The 15,187-nt window shown below is 66.3% G+C and carries 12 protein-coding genes and 1 pseudogene; 6 read left to right on the top strand and 7 right to left on the bottom strand.

Annotated features, from left to right (window positions below; all coding sequences use genetic code 11):
• Entirely contained in the window at positions 1-1,056 is a 1,056-nt protein-coding gene (locus ACWD10_RS24300; protein WP_451094358.1) for a Glu/Leu/Phe/Val dehydrogenase dimerization domain-containing protein, read from the bottom strand.
• A gap of 104 nt (positions 1,057-1,160) precedes the next feature.
• On the opposite strand from ACWD10_RS24300, the gene ACWD10_RS24305 reads away from it, so the two are divergent.
• Positions 1,161-1,610: an Lrp/AsnC family transcriptional regulator gene (locus ACWD10_RS24305; RefSeq protein WP_451094360.1), complete on the top strand. Its 450-nt coding sequence runs from the start codon at positions 1,161-1,163 to the stop codon at positions 1,608-1,610.
• A gap of 12 nt (positions 1,611-1,622) precedes the next feature.
• On the opposite strand, the gene ACWD10_RS24310 is transcribed toward ACWD10_RS24305, so the two are convergent.
• The gene (locus ACWD10_RS24310; protein WP_451094362.1) at positions 1,623-1,889 is read right to left on the bottom strand and encodes a DNA glycosylase AlkZ-like family protein; all 267 of its coding nucleotides are present in this window, start codon (positions 1,887-1,889) and stop codon (positions 1,623-1,625) included.
• 423 nt (positions 1,890-2,312) lie between these two features.
• Between ACWD10_RS24310 and ACWD10_RS24315 the strand changes: the two genes are divergently transcribed.
• The 3 genes from ACWD10_RS24315 (at position 2,313) to ACWD10_RS24325 (ending at position 7,866) form a co-directional block, all read left to right on the top strand.
• Positions 2,313-2,738, top strand: coding sequence for a RidA family protein (locus ACWD10_RS24315; RefSeq protein ID WP_451094364.1), 426 nt, complete (start codon positions 2,313-2,315; stop codon positions 2,736-2,738).
• Between the two features lie 216 nt (positions 2,739-2,954).
• Positions 2,955-3,692, top strand: coding sequence for a transposase (locus ACWD10_RS24320; RefSeq protein ID WP_451094366.1), 738 nt, complete (start codon positions 2,955-2,957; stop codon positions 3,690-3,692).
• 1,339 nt (positions 3,693-5,031) lie between these two features.
• Entirely contained in the window at positions 5,032-7,866 is a 2,835-nt protein-coding gene (locus tag ACWD10_RS24325) for an NB-ARC domain-containing protein (protein ID WP_451094368.1), read from the top strand.
• 632 nt (positions 7,867-8,498) lie between these two features.
• Here the strand turns inward: ACWD10_RS24325 and ACWD10_RS24330 are convergent.
• From ACWD10_RS24330 to ACWD10_RS24345, 4 genes and pseudogenes are all read right to left on the bottom strand, one after another.
• Positions 8,499-8,621 (bottom strand): DUF6185 family protein, encoded by a 123-nt coding sequence (locus tag ACWD10_RS24330; RefSeq protein WP_451094444.1) that lies wholly within the window; start codon positions 8,619-8,621, stop codon positions 8,499-8,501.
• 56 nt (positions 8,622-8,677) lie between these two features.
• Positions 8,678-8,917, bottom strand: a pseudogene (locus ACWD10_RS24335) (DUF6185 family protein); the annotation flags it as partial.
• Positions 8,918-8,939: 22 nt separating this feature from the next.
• Positions 8,940-9,236, bottom strand: coding sequence for a DUF6185 family protein (locus ACWD10_RS24340; RefSeq protein ID WP_451094370.1), 297 nt, complete (start codon positions 9,234-9,236; stop codon positions 8,940-8,942).
• Positions 9,237-9,653: 417 nt separating this feature from the next.
• On the bottom strand, positions 9,654-11,978 hold the full coding sequence (locus ACWD10_RS24345) for a hypothetical protein (protein ID WP_451094372.1): 2,325 nt from the start codon (positions 11,976-11,978) through the stop codon (positions 9,654-9,656).
• A gap of 269 nt (positions 11,979-12,247) precedes the next feature.
• Between ACWD10_RS24345 and ACWD10_RS24350 the strand changes: the two genes are divergently transcribed.
• Complete coding sequence (locus ACWD10_RS24350) at positions 12,248-12,742, top strand: hypothetical protein (protein ID WP_451094374.1); 495 nt, start codon at positions 12,248-12,250, stop codon at positions 12,740-12,742.
• A gap of 183 nt (positions 12,743-12,925) precedes the next feature.
• Positions 12,926-13,318, top strand: a complete 393-nt coding sequence (locus ACWD10_RS24355) for an integrase core domain-containing protein (RefSeq protein WP_451094376.1) — start codon at positions 12,926-12,928, stop codon at positions 13,316-13,318.
• Here ACWD10_RS24355 and ACWD10_RS24360 read toward each other — a convergent pair.
• Complete coding sequence (locus ACWD10_RS24360) at positions 13,308-15,110, bottom strand: TnsA endonuclease N-terminal domain-containing protein (RefSeq protein WP_451094378.1); 1,803 nt, start codon at positions 15,108-15,110, stop codon at positions 13,308-13,310. The genes ACWD10_RS24355 and ACWD10_RS24360 overlap by 11 nt on opposite strands.
• Between the last annotated feature and the right edge of the window lie 77 nt (positions 15,111-15,187).

The following is a 15,187-nucleotide window of genomic DNA, read 5'->3' on the forward strand; positions in this document are numbered from 1 at the left end:
CTAACGAGCCTGAGCGAGCCGGTGCTCGGCGAGCTCCTGTGCGGCCCGTAGCGGAGTGACGCCGGTCGAGCGGGACAGGTCGAGGATGCGGGCCACGGTGTCGCCGATGCCCTCCACCCGTTTCTCGGCGGCGTCGTGGCTGTAGTGCTCCGACTCGCGGCTGAGCACGTAGGCGACGCCTCCGGCGCCGGCGACGTAGTCGGGTATCCAGGTGATGCCGCGCTCCGCGAGGGCTTCGGCGATGCTGAGCTGGTTGTTCGCCGGGCCGACGATCAGGGGTGCGCTGAGGAGCGGGACGGTCGCTTCGTCGAGTATGCCCCCGACGGCTGCGGGGACGAGGATGTCGGCCGGTGCGGACAGGGCCAGGCCGGGGTCGACCCAGCCGTAGCCGCGCGCGAGGGCCGCGTCCTTGCGGGACCGTTCCACGTCCGATACGACGACGTGCGCGCCCTCGGCCGCCAGGCTCGACGCGATGGCACTGCCGACCGAGCCGAATCCGCTGATGACCACGGTCCGCCCGGCGCAGGAGGCGTCGCCGAACACCTGCCGCACACCGGCGTGCAGGGCGGCCAGGACGCCCGTGGCCGTGGGTCCGCTGGAGTCGCCGGTGCCGCCGTGTTCCTCGGGCGCGCAGTACGCGTACGGCGAGAAGCGCCGCAGTACCACCATGTCCTCCGGGCCGGTGCCGACGTCGGGCCCGGTGCGATAGGAACCGTCAAAGGAAGCGATCAGCTCACCCAGATCCCGCAGCGCCAACTCGCGCAACTCCGGGGTGATTTCGGTCTCGGAGTCGAGAGCAATCACGCTTTTGCCGCCGCCGAAGTCCAGACCCGCCACGGCGGCCTTGTAGGTCATCGCCTCCGACAGACGCAGCGCGTCGGCCAGTCCCTCCCGCCAGGACTCGTACCGGCGCAGTCTGCAGCCGCCGACCGCCGGGCCGAGGGCCCGGGAGTGGACGGCCACGATCAGCGGAAGCCGTGAGCGACGGCCACGCCGTATGACCACCTCGTCATGGGCGATTGCTCGACGTTCTTCATCCCCGAATGCTTGGCTCATGGCCGTAAAGCTAGGCTGATGCACGGGTCAACAGGCGGCATGCCGAAGGAACTTCGGATGCTGGGGCTAGGGGGTAGTCATGGACGAACTTGATACGGGCGATCGTGCACCATCTGCAGGCCGATGGTCGGCAGTCCAACCGCGCCCTGGCCGAGAAGCTCGGCATCGCCCCGTCGACCTGCCTCGAACGCACCCGGCTGCTGCAGCAGCGCGGCATCATCCAGGGGTACCGGGCCCAGGTGTCCCTGCGCGCGCTCAACCGCTCCGTACAAGCGATGGTCTTCACGCAGGTCCGGCCGCTGAACCGGGACGTCGTCGCCGCGTTCGAGCGATCGGTGACCCAACTGCCGGAAGTGGTCTCCGTCTACACGATGGCCGGGAGCGACGACTTCCTCGTCCACGTCACCGCCCAGGACATCGACCACCTGCACGCCTTCCTCCTGGACCAGTTCACCAACCGCCGCGAGATCGTCAGCTTCCGCACCTCGATCATCTTCCAGCACCTGACCAACCCGGTGCTCGACCCGCTGCCCGACCCGGAAGAGCACCCGTGACCACCTCAACGACTAGTGGGGAGCGGCAAGTTCGCGTTCGAGAGGGGTGCGGTAGCTGGGGGTGATGCGGGTGGGGCCGAGCCAGGTGGACAGGGCGTGGGCGGTGGTGTCGATTGCCGTACGGGACTCGGTGACGGGGTCGGTGAGGAGGCGTCGGCTGATGTGGCCGTCGGGGCGTTGTGCCCAGGCGCCGACGATGCGGCCGTCCGCCCAGATCGTGGGGCCGATATTGCCGTTGCGGTCATACAGGGCGGATACGTGGTCGGGGTTCACATTCACGTTGGCGTCCCGAGATGGACACGGCGGTGGCGGTCACCAATCACCTGCGCCTCTGGCTGCCGAGCCAGCTAGCGCATCCTGCCGCAATCGGCTGCTGAAGCCGGGCGGCTATAGAGGCCTTTAGCCCCGGGTATTCAGTGGAATGGGGCGATCTGATGCCCCGATAGCAGAAAGGTGCCGTTGACCTGCGAGGATGCGAGTGTCTAGATCGTATCCGCTGCAGAGAGCAAGGCACCTTTCTGGTGGTCGAGAGTACAGGGTGGGACCGTCGGCTGAACCGCCCCCAAACACCTGGACACATCCGATCAGGTCCAGTCCGGTTGCTACGGCCAGTCGCAAGGTAGCGCGGGCGTGTGATCGTCATAATGTGGACCGTGATCGGCCGCTATGAGGCGCCACCGACGGATGCGACCGCGGAGGACCATGATGTCGACCGACCACCAGATCGACGCCCTGACATTCACCAACCCGCCTGGTTTGTACGACCCGAGGCCGAACGGATACTCCCACCTGGCCCAGTTCCCGGCCGGATGGCGCATCATCACCCCGGCTGGTCAGGGCGGGGAGACCGAGGACACCCATCTCTCGGCGGACTTCCGCGAGCAGTTTGCCCAGGCGATTGCCAACACTGCGACGGTCCTGGCAGCCGCCGGCGCGACGCTGAGGAACATCGCGAAGATCAACCTGCTCATCGTCGACCACGATCGCGAGAAGTTCCGCGTGATGACCGAAGAGGTCGCCCGAGTGTGGGGCGACGACAAGCCCGCTATGACTCTGATCCCGGTGCCTGCGCTCGCGCTCGCGGGGATGCTCGTCGAGATCGACGTGATCGCCGTCGTACCTGCATGAAGCGCCGACCGAGCGCTACGCGGGGGTCGTCCCATGGGTGGGACGAGCCCTGACGGGTGACCCTGGGTATTCAGCGGAATTGGGCTATCTGACGCCCCGACAGCAGAAAGGTGCCGTTGACCTGCGAGGATGCGAGTGTCTAGATCGTATCCGCTGCAGAGAGCAAGGCACCTTTCCGGTGGTTGAGCGTACAGGGTGGGACCGTCGGCTGTCGGTGTGGCTGACGGGAAGAGGCTGATCGGGCATGCCGGGGCGGTGCTGCTGCGCCGGTGTGCGGACCGCACGGGGCCGACGGACGCACTGTCCGGGGTGCTGCCGTCCAGCACAGCAGCCGGCTGGCGGGACCGCGCCGGAGTACTGGTGCACCTGGCGATCGCGGTCGTGCTGGGTGCGGCGAACTTCTCGGAGGCCGAGCAGCTCCAGCTGCATCACCGGCCGCTGTTCGGGCCCACAGTGTCGGACTCCACCGTCCGCCGCACGCTGGCCGCGCTGGATAAGGCCACCCTGGCGAAGATCGCAAAGGTGCGGGCCCGGGTCCGCCGGCAGGTGTGGAGTCTGCTGCATCTGCGGCCGGGCGGCTTCCCCTGGCTGACGGTGGCGGGCAAGCGGCTGACCGGTTGGATCGTCATCGACCTCGACGCCACCATCATCACGGCCGCGTCCAGGAAGGCCGGGGCTGCGGTCACCTTCAAGGAGACGTTTGGGTTTCATCCGCTGGCCGCGTGGTGCGCGAACACCACTGAGTCGTTGACGATGCTCCTGCGGCCGGGGAATGCCGGAGCGAACACGGTGGCCGACCACATCCGTGTGCTCACCGAGGCCCTCGCCCAGATCCCCGGCTCCTCCACGTCTGCCGTGGCTCTAGCAGGAGGGACGACTCGACGAGGAGGCGGTCGGCGGGCAGGTTCCGCTCCGTGTACCAGGAGCGGTAGAGGTCGGCGACGGCCGGACTGAGGCTCTGCGGCTCGTCGAAGCGCAGCACGTCCAGGTCGAGCCGGTGCCGCTCGGCATACGAGGCGAGGTCGTCGACCAGTGCGGGCTGCAGGCCCCACTCCGTCTCGGGGCTCTCACCGTCGCTCGGGGGCGGATCCCAGCGGCGGACCTTGGCCCCGTACCGGGAGAGCAGGCCGGTAGCGCGGGGGCTGCCCTCGCGGTACTCCTCAGGCGGGGCGTCGCCGAGGGGCCGAACTGGAAGACGTAGCGATCGTCGACCGTGGTGGTGGGCCAGCGCAGCGTGCAGTCGACCGCGACGAGCTTGCCGCCGGGAGCGAGGTGCTCGTGGATGAACCTGCGGTAGGCCGCGGGCAGCCGGTGCCACTTGAGCCGCAAAGACACAAAAAGGCCGTCATCGCAGGTCAGGGCCCATTTTTGGGGTCAGCAAACGGCCCGAAAGTCAGCAACGACGCGGACCGCACCGAGGGAAACGGGTCGAAACCCGGTGTTATGCACTGGCCGTGCAACCTGCCTGGAGAGGCGGAACCGTGACCAAGTGCCATTTGCGCCACCCAAGTTACCTTCGCCGCGCAGCCCCTGAACATCCCCTTAAAGCATGAGAGTTGATCGGGCTCAGCGGGCCTGCTTCCAGACCGTTGAGCCCGGGTCGATCAGCGCTTGCCTGTCCGCCACTGCGCTCACGGCATTCGTCGAGGCACGCCGCGGATGGCCAACTCGTCGACGTCGAGTCGGAGATGATCGTCGGAGTACTGAATGCGTCCTGCTTGTACCGGGGTTCGCACCCTCATCTGCCGCGGCAGCGGGGGTATTGATCAACGACCCGACCCTTTGCGCCGCTTCCCATCTGCGCTGTGCCCCGGGGGAGAGAGGGGGGACCAGCCGCTGGGCCGGTTTGTAGCCAGCAGGACCGCGGAGCCGCGTGGTTCTCGAGTGTGCCCGACATCCGATGAGGGGAGGCCGAGGGACGCCAGTAACCGGTGCTCTCACTGCGCGTGGGTGCCATCTCGGGCACGGATCGACCGGACGGAACGCAGTACGGGTGGCCGTCTAGCCGTGTAGTGGCACTGATGAGTAGTGTCGTCCTGTCTGGTGTTGATCAAACGGCTGGAGTGGCACCGGCGTTGTCGCGATGTGCCCGATGCTGGTGGCTGGACTGCGGGGGCGTGGGATGCGACGGCAAGCTGTATGGATAGGGGTGCTTGCCAGTTGTGCCGTTGTCGTGGGCGCATTGCTGTCGTTGGCGGCCAACGCCGGGACGTCCCAAGAGCACTGGCCTGGTCCATTGGACCTCTTGCGCCGCCATCCCTGGCCAGCGGTGGGGCTGTTCACACTTCTCGGGGTGCTCGGAGCGGCGCTTACGGCATGGCGCCAGGAGCAGTCGTCCACCAGCGAAGGGAACGATCCTCCACCGCCCGCGGCGCCGCGCGTGCCGGAGTGGGTCGTCGACCGGACGGAGAGCAAGCGGGCCGAGGCTGCAGTGTGCGGCGGCAGGCGGGCAGTGGGAATCACCACATCGCTCTGGGGTGCGGGGGGATTCGGTAAAACGACACTGGCCGCCATGATCTGTGCCAGCCCTCGGGTGCGTCGGCGTTTCAAGGGCCGTACGTACACCATCGTCATCGGACGGGATGTGCGTGGTCGGGCGGACATCGCCGCGAAAGTCGCCGAGGCCACGAGGTTCATCACTGGCGACACCGCACCGTTCACCGATCCGGACCTTGCCGGCGATCATCTGGGGCGCCTGCTGGATCGCCGTGGCCGTACGCTCCTTGTTCTCGATGACGTTTGGGAGCAAGAGCAGCTTGAACCCTTCTTGCGCGGCGGTAGGCACTGCGTGCGTCTGGTAACCACCCGTGTCCCATCCCTGCTGCCGCCCGGCACCCAGTCGGTTCAGGTGGACCAGATGTCTCTCGAACAAGCTCGAACCATGCTGACCTGGGAGCTCAACGGCCTGCCCCCACAGATGACTGGCGCACTGCTGGACGCCACCGGACGATGGGCCCTCCTCCTGCGCCTGGTCAACCGGCAACTCAAGGCCCAGGCCGACACCGGGCGGCCTCTGGCCCGGGCCGCCGAAGATGTCCTGGCGACGCTGCGCGACCAAGGGCCTCAAGGGGTGGACAGCCCGTGGGCAGAGGTTGACGTGAACGATCCTGCGAGCAGGCGGCGGGCGGTCCGTGCCACGGTGGAGGCCGCAACCAGCTTGCTGCCGGCGGGCGGAGCTGAGCGATTTGCCGAGCTGGCGGTATTCGTCGAGGACGAAGCGGTGCCCATGGCATTGGTCGCCCAGCTGTGGTTAGCCACCGGCGGCTTGGCAGAAGCGCAGTCGCACGCCCTGTGCGCAGAGCTGGCAAGCCTCTCGCTGCTCTCGCAGACATCCGACAACGGTGGGCGCATCAGCCTGCACGACGTTGTTCGTGACTATCTGCGCAGCACACTGGCTCCTTCGGACCTGGCCGCGCTGCACGCGCAGCTGGTGGACGCTGCCGCCGTCGGCCTTCCCGACGCCGCACCGTTGGTTCAGTACGGACCGGGTCCGCGAACCGCATGGTGGCAGCTGGCCGATGGCTATCTCCAGGAGCATCTCATCGAACATCTGGTGGGCGCGGGCCGCACTGATCAGGCAGAGGCCGTCGCAGGCGACCTGAGATGGGTGGAAACCCGTCTCGTAAGACACGGCGCCAACGCACCTCAGCGCGACCTCAGCCATATCCCCACCGCAGAGGCGCTATCACGGGCACGTTCGCTGGCGCAGGTCACGCATCTACTTGCCCCTACCGATCCTGCGCGTGCCGTGCTCAACACTCTGTACACCCGTCTCGCACCCCTATCGCCCTGGCGCGATCAGGTTGCTGTGCGGCAGAACGACCCTGCTTCGTATCCACTTCTCGTCGGCCTCCGGCCGCCACCAGACCTGCCCAGCCAAGCCCTGCTGAGCATCCTCACTGGCCATGCCGACGCGGTGACATCGGTGGCGATCTCACCAGACAACACGTGGCTGGCGAGTGCCGACCCGGATGGGATGGTGCGGATCTGGGATCGCGTAAGTGGAAAGTGCACTGCCACTTTCGACAGCCGCACCAATGCGGTGTTGTTGGAGATTTCACCAGACGGCACTTGGCTCGCCAGCAGTGGCGACGACCGAACAGTGCGGCTGTGGGATCGGGCGAGTGGGGAGTGCACTGCCACGCTCATCGGCCATACCAATGATGTGGTGTCGTTGGAGATTTCACCGGACGGCACTTGGCTCGCCACCGGCGATGTGGGTGGGACAGTGCGGGTGTGGGATCGGGCAAGCGGGCAGTGCACCACCATCCGCACCGGTCATCACCTCTACGCCGTGGTGTCGTTGGAGATTTCACCGGACGGCACCTGGTTCGCCACCGGCGACGTGAGCGGGACAGTGCGACTGTGGGATGGGGTGAGCGGGCGGTGTACTGCCACTCTCCGCGGCCACATGGGTTCGGTCGTGTCTTCGTTGGAGATTTCGCCGGATGGCACTTGGCTCGCGAGCAGTGGAGCCGACGGGACGGTGCGGCTGTGGGATCGGGCGAGTGGCGAGTGCACTGCCACGCTGATCGGCCACACAGAGACGGTGAAGTCGGTGGCGATTTCACCGGATGGCACTTGGCTCGCCAGCAGTAGCGACGACCGGACTGTGCGGCTGTGGGATCGGGCGAGTGGCGAGTGCACTGCCACGCTGATCGGCCACACAGAGACGGTGAAGTCGGTGGCGATTTCGTCAGACGGTACGTGGCTTGCCAGCGCCAGTGAGGATCGGACGGTACGGCTGTGGGACCGGGAAAGCGGCCGGTGCACTGCCACCCTCAGTGGCCACACGGAGGCGGTGAAGTCGGTGGCGATTTCGTCAGACGGTACGTGGCTTGCCAGCGCCAGTGAGGATCGGACGGTACGGCTGTGGGACCGGGAAAGCGGCCAGTGCACTGCCACCCTCAGTGGCCACACCGCCCCCGTGGAGTCGGTGGCCATCTCACCCGACGGCGCCTGGCTTGCCGCCGTGTGCCTGGACAGGAGGGTGTGCATTTGGAACGTACCCGGCAGGCGAATTGCGACATTTGTGCGCACCGATGACTACCTATGGACGTGCGCATGGGCAGAAAACCTCAAAGTCATCGGCGACGCTGGGGTGCACGTCTTCGAGCTACGCATGTAATGACAGGACTCACTACTCTCTATGAGTGTTGTGCATCGCGAAAACATGTAGGTCAGAAGGGTTGATATGCACGCCTCTTGCCGTGCTCCCACTGGTCGTCGGCCTGCCGCCAAGGTGAAGATCGCCTGACGAGGCGACCGGGGGGCGGTTCCGGCATCTGCCGTGCCTGCCGGGAGGGTCCGCCTACGATCCGTCGTGGTTCGGCCACGGCACCAGAGCAGGGACCCCCGAACTGGAGCGGAGCACGGCTCATCGGAGCGAGCTGTCGGTGCTTGCCGAGGAGCCAGGCAAGCGGCCTCGAGAGGTCAGCGAGTGAGTGGGAGTTCGCCGCTGATCCACGCTCGGTTGGTGAATGGTTCAAGTCCCCCCTCGGACACGCACCGGGCACGGGAGTCATGCATTGCCACGAACTCTCGCGAACGAGAAGTCGCAAAGAGAATTTTGTCATCACGGCACCCGCTTCGGACCTCAAGCTGGACGGGCCCTGATGCGGCCGATGACTCCATCGGTCATCCGCTCACGCGGAGACGCACCAGGGTGCGTCTCCTCGATCCCTGCGGGCCCGCAGCGTTCGGAACGGCACCTCGCACCAGACGCCGCGGTCTGGCCAGCAACGATCGAGCAGACGCACCCTAGGGGTGGGACCCGCCCACGGAGCTGTCCGTGCCCCGCTCCGGAGGCCCGCCGCCATCGGCGAAGAACTGCCAGAGGGTGAAGAGAGCGACGAGCTGAGCGAGCAGATACGCGATCTGCAAGAGAAGTATCGGAGCTGATAGACCGACAGCAATAGGCCCAGGCGGCTCTGCCAGTAACGCCGCTCGACCCGGAAATGATCCAAGTCCAAGACGATGCTGGTGACCGTGAGCACCAGGAGCATGCTCACGGCATAGAGCGCCAGGTTCGCCTACCCCTCCCGCGTGATCCAGTTACCGATGACGTCAATCCCTATCGGCAGAGCATAGGCCGCCGCCAGAGGCAAACTTCGCACGGGACCGCGGCGCCCAGGCAGGCTTCGCCATAGGCGCCGAGCAGGAAACCCGCTGCTGCCCATGTGATCTCCCAATACGCAGCGTTCAAGCAATGTCGGGCAGTCCGAACTGCGAGTTGAGGGTCGAAGTCAGGAACTCCCCTTTGATGTTCTCGGCCCACACGAGCAGCCCGCTGGCGGGCAGTCCTATGAGCGCGGCGACTCGGGCGGCTCGCCGTCCGTTGGCCCACCAGTTGTCATGGGGACCGAGAGCGAGTGCTGCGTCGACTACCGAGGGGCCGCCGATTCGCCGTGCTCGTAGAAGCCTCCGTCCTGCGCGACGGCCACGTATCCACGCCTCACGTTCTACGTCAGACAGCCCTGCATGTGTGAGCTGCGGCATCCCTGTTTGAAGACGGGCCCTAGAACCGTGCTCCGCGCCCTCACGACTACTTCACCTACGGGGAGGACGACCCCCGCACCTTGTCCCTCCCGTACGAGTACGGGTACGTAGAGCGTCCCGCGCTGATCTCGTACGACCTCATGGTCCTGATCGGGGAAACCCGCGCAGATGCCACCGTCCGCGCCGCCGCCTAATCCTCAGACGTCGCCCCAAACCGATCGTCAGGGGCCGCCAGTTGGGCGGCTGTGGTGCCTGGGGCGGGAGCCTCCCCAACCACCGGACAGGCCCCCAGTGCACCCAGGTGGGCGTACAAGCGTGCGGACTCGGTGTCCTCGACGGCCAGGCGCACGCTGAGCGTAACGAAGCGCCCGCCCGGTTCTCGGACCGGGCGGGCGCCGTCGTGTTTGGTGCGGCTGGTCAGCTAGCAGCCGTCTTGCGCCGTCGCATCCACCAGGCGAGGGCGCCGCCTGCTGCGACCAGGGCCGCGGCAATGGCGCTGATCAGCCCGATGGGGGTGTCCGAGCCGGTGTCGGCGAGGTCCCCGTCCGGGTCCTGCGGCTTGTGGGTGTTGCCCGGGGCCGGGGTGGAGGTGGTCGGGTCCGGCGCCGGGGTCGTGGGCTCCTTCGTGGGGGTGGGGGTGGGCTTGTCGGTCGGTTCATCGGTCGGCGGGTTGGTCGGGTCCGGGCCAGGATCGCTCCCGAGGTCGCCGGCGCCGTTGCCGCCCATGAACGAGGTGGTGGTGTCCCGGTGGGCGGTCTCGTCCCGCACCGAGGTCTTGGTGGTCTTGTCCCGCTGCGGGTGCTGAAGGTTGAATCGGGCCTGGGTGATGTTGCGCTTCTCCGCCTTGGAGAAGTCCACGCCGCCCACGGTGAAGGTGTAGATGGTGCCACCGGAGGGCCACTCATACGTGTATTCGCCCTCAGTGAAGGACTTACGCATCTCCTCCCACACCGTGCGCTTGTCCCAGTCCTTGTTGGGGGCGCGCAGTGGCCACCGGTCGAGGTTGTTGCTGTTGATGATCTTCCGGAAGTCGGTGGGCTGCTTGGCGTCCTGCTGGCGGATCCACTCCGCTGCCACGCGGGCCTTGTAGACGCGGCGCAGGTCGGCGTACTTGGGGTCGTTGTTGACCTTCTCCTGGACCGCGGGGATGATCCACCGCTTCATCAGGCGGACGCTGTATTCCTTTTCCGCCCTGGTCAGCTTCTTGTCGCAGCGCTCCCCAGGTACCGGGGTGGTGAAGTCCATCGGCGCGTGGTTGACCTTGAGTGGCGCGTCGAGGATGTAGATACCGCCGTCCTGCTCGCGGACCTGGGCGCGGTCCGGGACGATCCAGTTACGGCCCGGACCCCAGCACGGAACGCCGTCGACCTTCGGGGCCGCGGCCATGAACTCCCGGCCCGGGGACTTCTTCGGGTTCAGGGCACGGGACCAGTCCCGCTTCATCTCCATGTCCGCTTCCAGCAAGATGCGACCGGCATCGGTCTCACCGAACGCCTTGTCCATGATCTTGTCGGGCTGGTCGGGGTTGAGGTTCACCCACATGCGGTCCGGGGACAAAGCGAGCCACGTGAAGAGCGCGTCCGAGGACATTTGAAGCTTCGCCTGCCCGCCGTAGCCCGGCTTTTCGTCCGGGTCGGGCATGTAGTCGGCCTTGAAGCTGTAGTCGATGCCCTTGCCCTTGGCGGGGTTGCCTACGTACTGGAGTTCCAGGGTGGAGAAGTCCACGCCGCCCGGCCCGCGTCCGCCGGGGAACGCCCCTCGGGTGCCCGCGTTCTTCGCGGCCTCCTGGAGACGGCGGGCGTCGTTCGGCGTCGGCCCGGAGTTGCGGGCAGCGGAGTTGATCGGGCCCCGGCCGCCCTTGTTCGGGTCCGGGTTCAGGATCGGGTCGTACTTGGTGTAGACGTTCGGCTTGCCGATCTGCGCCCGGCCGGTGGAACGGTGCTCACGCACACGCACCTGGGTTCGATTGGTGCCGCGTTCCTTCTTCAGCTCGTCATCGAGAGCCTTGGTGGCGTCCTTGGTGACGTCTTCGGTTTTCATGCCAGTGACGTACGTCAGCCGGTGGTTGCGGTATTTTGGATCGCGCAGGATGGTGCGTTCGGCCTTGTGCTGATCGGGCCGGTGCTCACCGGTGGACTTGAACTCGGCGAACTCCTTGTTGCGGGTGTTGTAGGCGTCGAAGTCGCGTACGACCCACTTCCCGGTGGCGGGGTCCTTGACGCGGACCTTGACCTGGCACAGCCAGTCGGGGCCGACGAGGTTGAAGTCCTTGACGACCTTTGCTTCGAACCTGTTGCCGCGGGCGTTGATGACCTGGTTGCCGATGTACTTCACATCGCGCCAGGTCTTCCAGTCCGTGGTGGGCCTGGAGCCGGAGAGCTGCCGGTTGTAGCGGGCGTAGATCGCCATCGCCTTGTCGGCGGGGTTGCCGGACTTCTTGAACGCCGCGTCCCACTTCTTGACGTCCGCGTCGGTGTCCCCCGCCTTTTGCTTCTGGGCGTCGGTGGGGGCCTTGAGGTCGTCGTAGGCGGCGTTGGGGTTGGCGTAGTCGTAGGCGGTCTCCGCGCCGGCGGCGATCTCGGAGAACTGACTGGAGCCGGGGATCTGCCCGTTGCCGTTGATCTCCTTGCCCAGCCACTTCTTGTCGCAGCGTGTGCCGCCGATGATCTCGGCGGACGCGTCGGTGACAGGAAGGCCGGGAAGGCCGGTTAAGGTGACCGCGCAGGCCGCCGCGGCGGCCACAGTCAGACGCGCCCATATACGGCGCCGTCTGTGTTGGGGTGGTGCTATCGCGGAACTCACTCCTGCATCTTTCCCTCGGTCGGTGGGGGCAGTTGAGGGGTGCGGTGAGGGCTTGCGGCGCGTCGAGCCCCCGTGACAACAGCGCCGCGGGCACCACACTAGAGCCTCAACTCCCTGCGCGCGCAGGGGATATGAAGGTGTCGACACGTCCCCCTCGCCGGGTGTGGTCCGGTGTACGCCTGCCGCGCCCGGTGCCTAAAGTGGTGGGCATGCCCTCTGCAGACGAAGCGATACCGCAGCCCGCGCAGCAGCTCGACGCTTGGCTCCACGACCGCGCAGGGTTCTTCGAAGCCTGGCGTGAGGAGACCGGCTGCCCGCAGAGCTGGGACTTCAGTGAGGAATCCCTCGACGTCCTCGAAACGCTCGTGCGTGAGCGGTTCAGCGAGGACGTAGAGGTCAGAACGGCCAAGACCAGCAGCTTCGTCCAGGGGGCCGTCTGGTATGTGGGCGAAACCGTACGGCGCAACCGCACCGCTTTCTGGGTGTTCGATCCCCGCCACCTGGCGCCCGAAGGCCCAGCTCCTGCCCTGTTCGAAGGCACCCGAGGGCAGCAGGACACCCCTTCCCTTAGCGGATGGGTCCGCGGGGGCGGCGACGGCGGCATCTACCCGCTCGGGGCGCTGGTGGAACTGTTCTGGGACGAAGACGACGCAGGCGAGCCCATCGAACCGCACCTGAGAGACATCCTCGACTGCTTCGACTGATGAAACGGCCCCGCTCAAGATTGCGGGGATAAACGCCGGCACCGAACCCCAATCCACGCTCATGCCGAAAGTGACCCGCACCGTTAGCGAGCTTCGGGTACGTCGCGTTCGTCGTGGACGTGTTCTCCAGAGCGATCATCGGCTGGGCCGCAGCCATCAGGAAGCGAGCCAAGCTCGTCCTCGATGCACTGGACATGGCCTTGGCGTCGCGACAGGGCCAGAACTTCCGCCGGACAAGGGCTCATTCACCATTCGGATGCGGGCAGTCAGTACACGTCCTTCGCATTCACCGCCCACCTCCTCGACGCCGACATCGACGCCTCGATCGGCACCGTCGGCGACGCCCTGGACAAGACGCTCATGGAGTCCCAGATCGGCCTCTACAAACCGGAGATGATCAAGCCTCGCAAGCCCTGGCACGGCCTCGCCGAGGTCGAACTCGCCACCGCGGAATGGGTCGACTGGTTCAACAACCGGCGCCGCCGCACCGCCATCGGCGACATCCCGCCCCACGAACACGAAACCAATTACTACGCTCAACACCAGACCCAACCGGCGGCTCGAGTCAACGCATAGAGCCTCCACCGATCCCGGAGCGGTTCAGTTGGGGAGCAGCCGGTTTCGGTGGTCGGTTTGAGCTGGTGGTGCCGGTCGCTCGCAGTCGGTAGGGGCGGGTGTGCCATGTCCAGCCGTGCTGCAGGATGAGCGCTGCCAGGTCCATGGAATCGAGCGGTATGGACCCGATCGCGGCGTGTACTTGGGGCCAGGTGAGTTCTTCGTGCTCGGTCAGGGCGGTGCTGAGTGCTGCTTCCAGTCGTGGATCGGTCGAGCGGTTTTCGAGATGTTTGCGGGTGCGGGCGCCGTCGGTCGTCAGCAGGCCCCATCCTCTTTCGCGGCAGAATTCTTCCATTGCCCAGTATTTGGCTATGTTGATGGCGATGGCCATCTCGTATACGGGTTTGACCTCGATGAGGAGACAGCGTCCGTCAGTGGTGGCCACGAGCAGGTCCGGGTAGTAGGTGTACTGCTTGCCTGCGAACTGGTAGCTGATGTCGAGGGGTTGTTCCTGGTAGTACTCGACCTGCTGGGCGAAGCTGAGGAGTTGGATCACCTGCCGCTCTATGCGTGACTCGTAGGCCACGTCCCGGTTCAGTTTGGGGCAGTACCAGGTTCCCGAGTATTCATCGTCTTTGTTCGCATCACGGAGCGTGTTCAATTCCCCTGGTGCCGGAGGACGTTGTTGTGGTGGCTCGAACCAAGTGACGTCCTCAGCCAGGGCCGCCCAGCGTTGTGTGGCGCGGTCTACGCGTCCCTGCCTCGCGGCTTCACGGCGGGCGGCGGCGTCTCGCTGCTTACGTACGGTCGTGACTTCGGCCCCAAGATTGTCTGCGTGTTCTTTGGGGGCGCCGGCTAAGCGGGCAAGCAGCGGAACTGCGTATCTCGGATCCAGAGCAGGCAGGAGGATCTCGGCCAGGTCGAAGAGGTGTTCGCCGCTTGAGGGCTCTGTGTCTGATGGAGTGACTTCGATGCCGCTCAGTTCTGCGAGTAGCGTGCGAAGCCTCCGGGAGGCTGGTGCCCGCGACCTGGCCATGTACCGGAGCGCTCGCTCCTGCAGTTGGCGGGCCCGTTCTCCGGTTCTTCCAAGGGCCTCGCCTACCTGTCGGAGTGTTTGCGCCGGCTGGTCATGTTGGCCCAGGCGGCGGGACATGACCTCCCGATGCCGCTCGGAGGGGATTTCTGCTACAGCCGCGGCGACGAGTTCCCGCAGGATCAGCACTGTGTTGGCGTCATGCTCGGTGAACGCGCTCCAGTCGGCTGGCAGGTCCGAGGCACCGGGGCACAGGGACTCCAGCAACCAGTCATCCAGCAGCAATCGGGCGTCCTTCTGCCACAGGCGCTCGGCGGTTGCCCGCCGCACGGGCGCGGCCACGGCGGCGAGGTCTTGCGCTGCGTGCCGGGTGCGGAATGCTTCACGCCTCTCGGGGCCTAGTGTGTGGCCGGTCGTTTTTTGCCAGTCGTTTAGTACCTCGTCCACTGCGGCGGCGGTGGGCGAGGTACTGGAGGTGCGCCAGCGGTTATGCCTGCGCCGTTGGTGTCGTTCGTGGAGGCGTTCGTCGCGCACATTCCGCCACGCGTATGTGGGGTCGTCAGCAAGCCGGACTCGTAGCCATTCCAGCGGATCGTTGTCGTCCGCAGCGGCTGGCAGAACGAACTGTTCCAGCCGGTAGCGGATGGAGGCAGGAGAGCGGCCGTGTCTGTCTGCGAGCTGCTGCTGGTCCAACCCCTCGCGTACGCCGTCGACGAGCGCGGCGTCCTCTGCCTCGCTCCAGCCACGGCCATGGCGTGATTCCGGCGTCCCATCCAACACGCTCTCTCCTCATCGCTCCTGCACTACGCGGAAGCAGTATGCCCGCCGGGTCTGACACCTACTGTGGTGAGCGTCGC

It is taken from the genome of Streptomyces sp. NPDC002851 (genome assembly GCF_053591935.1).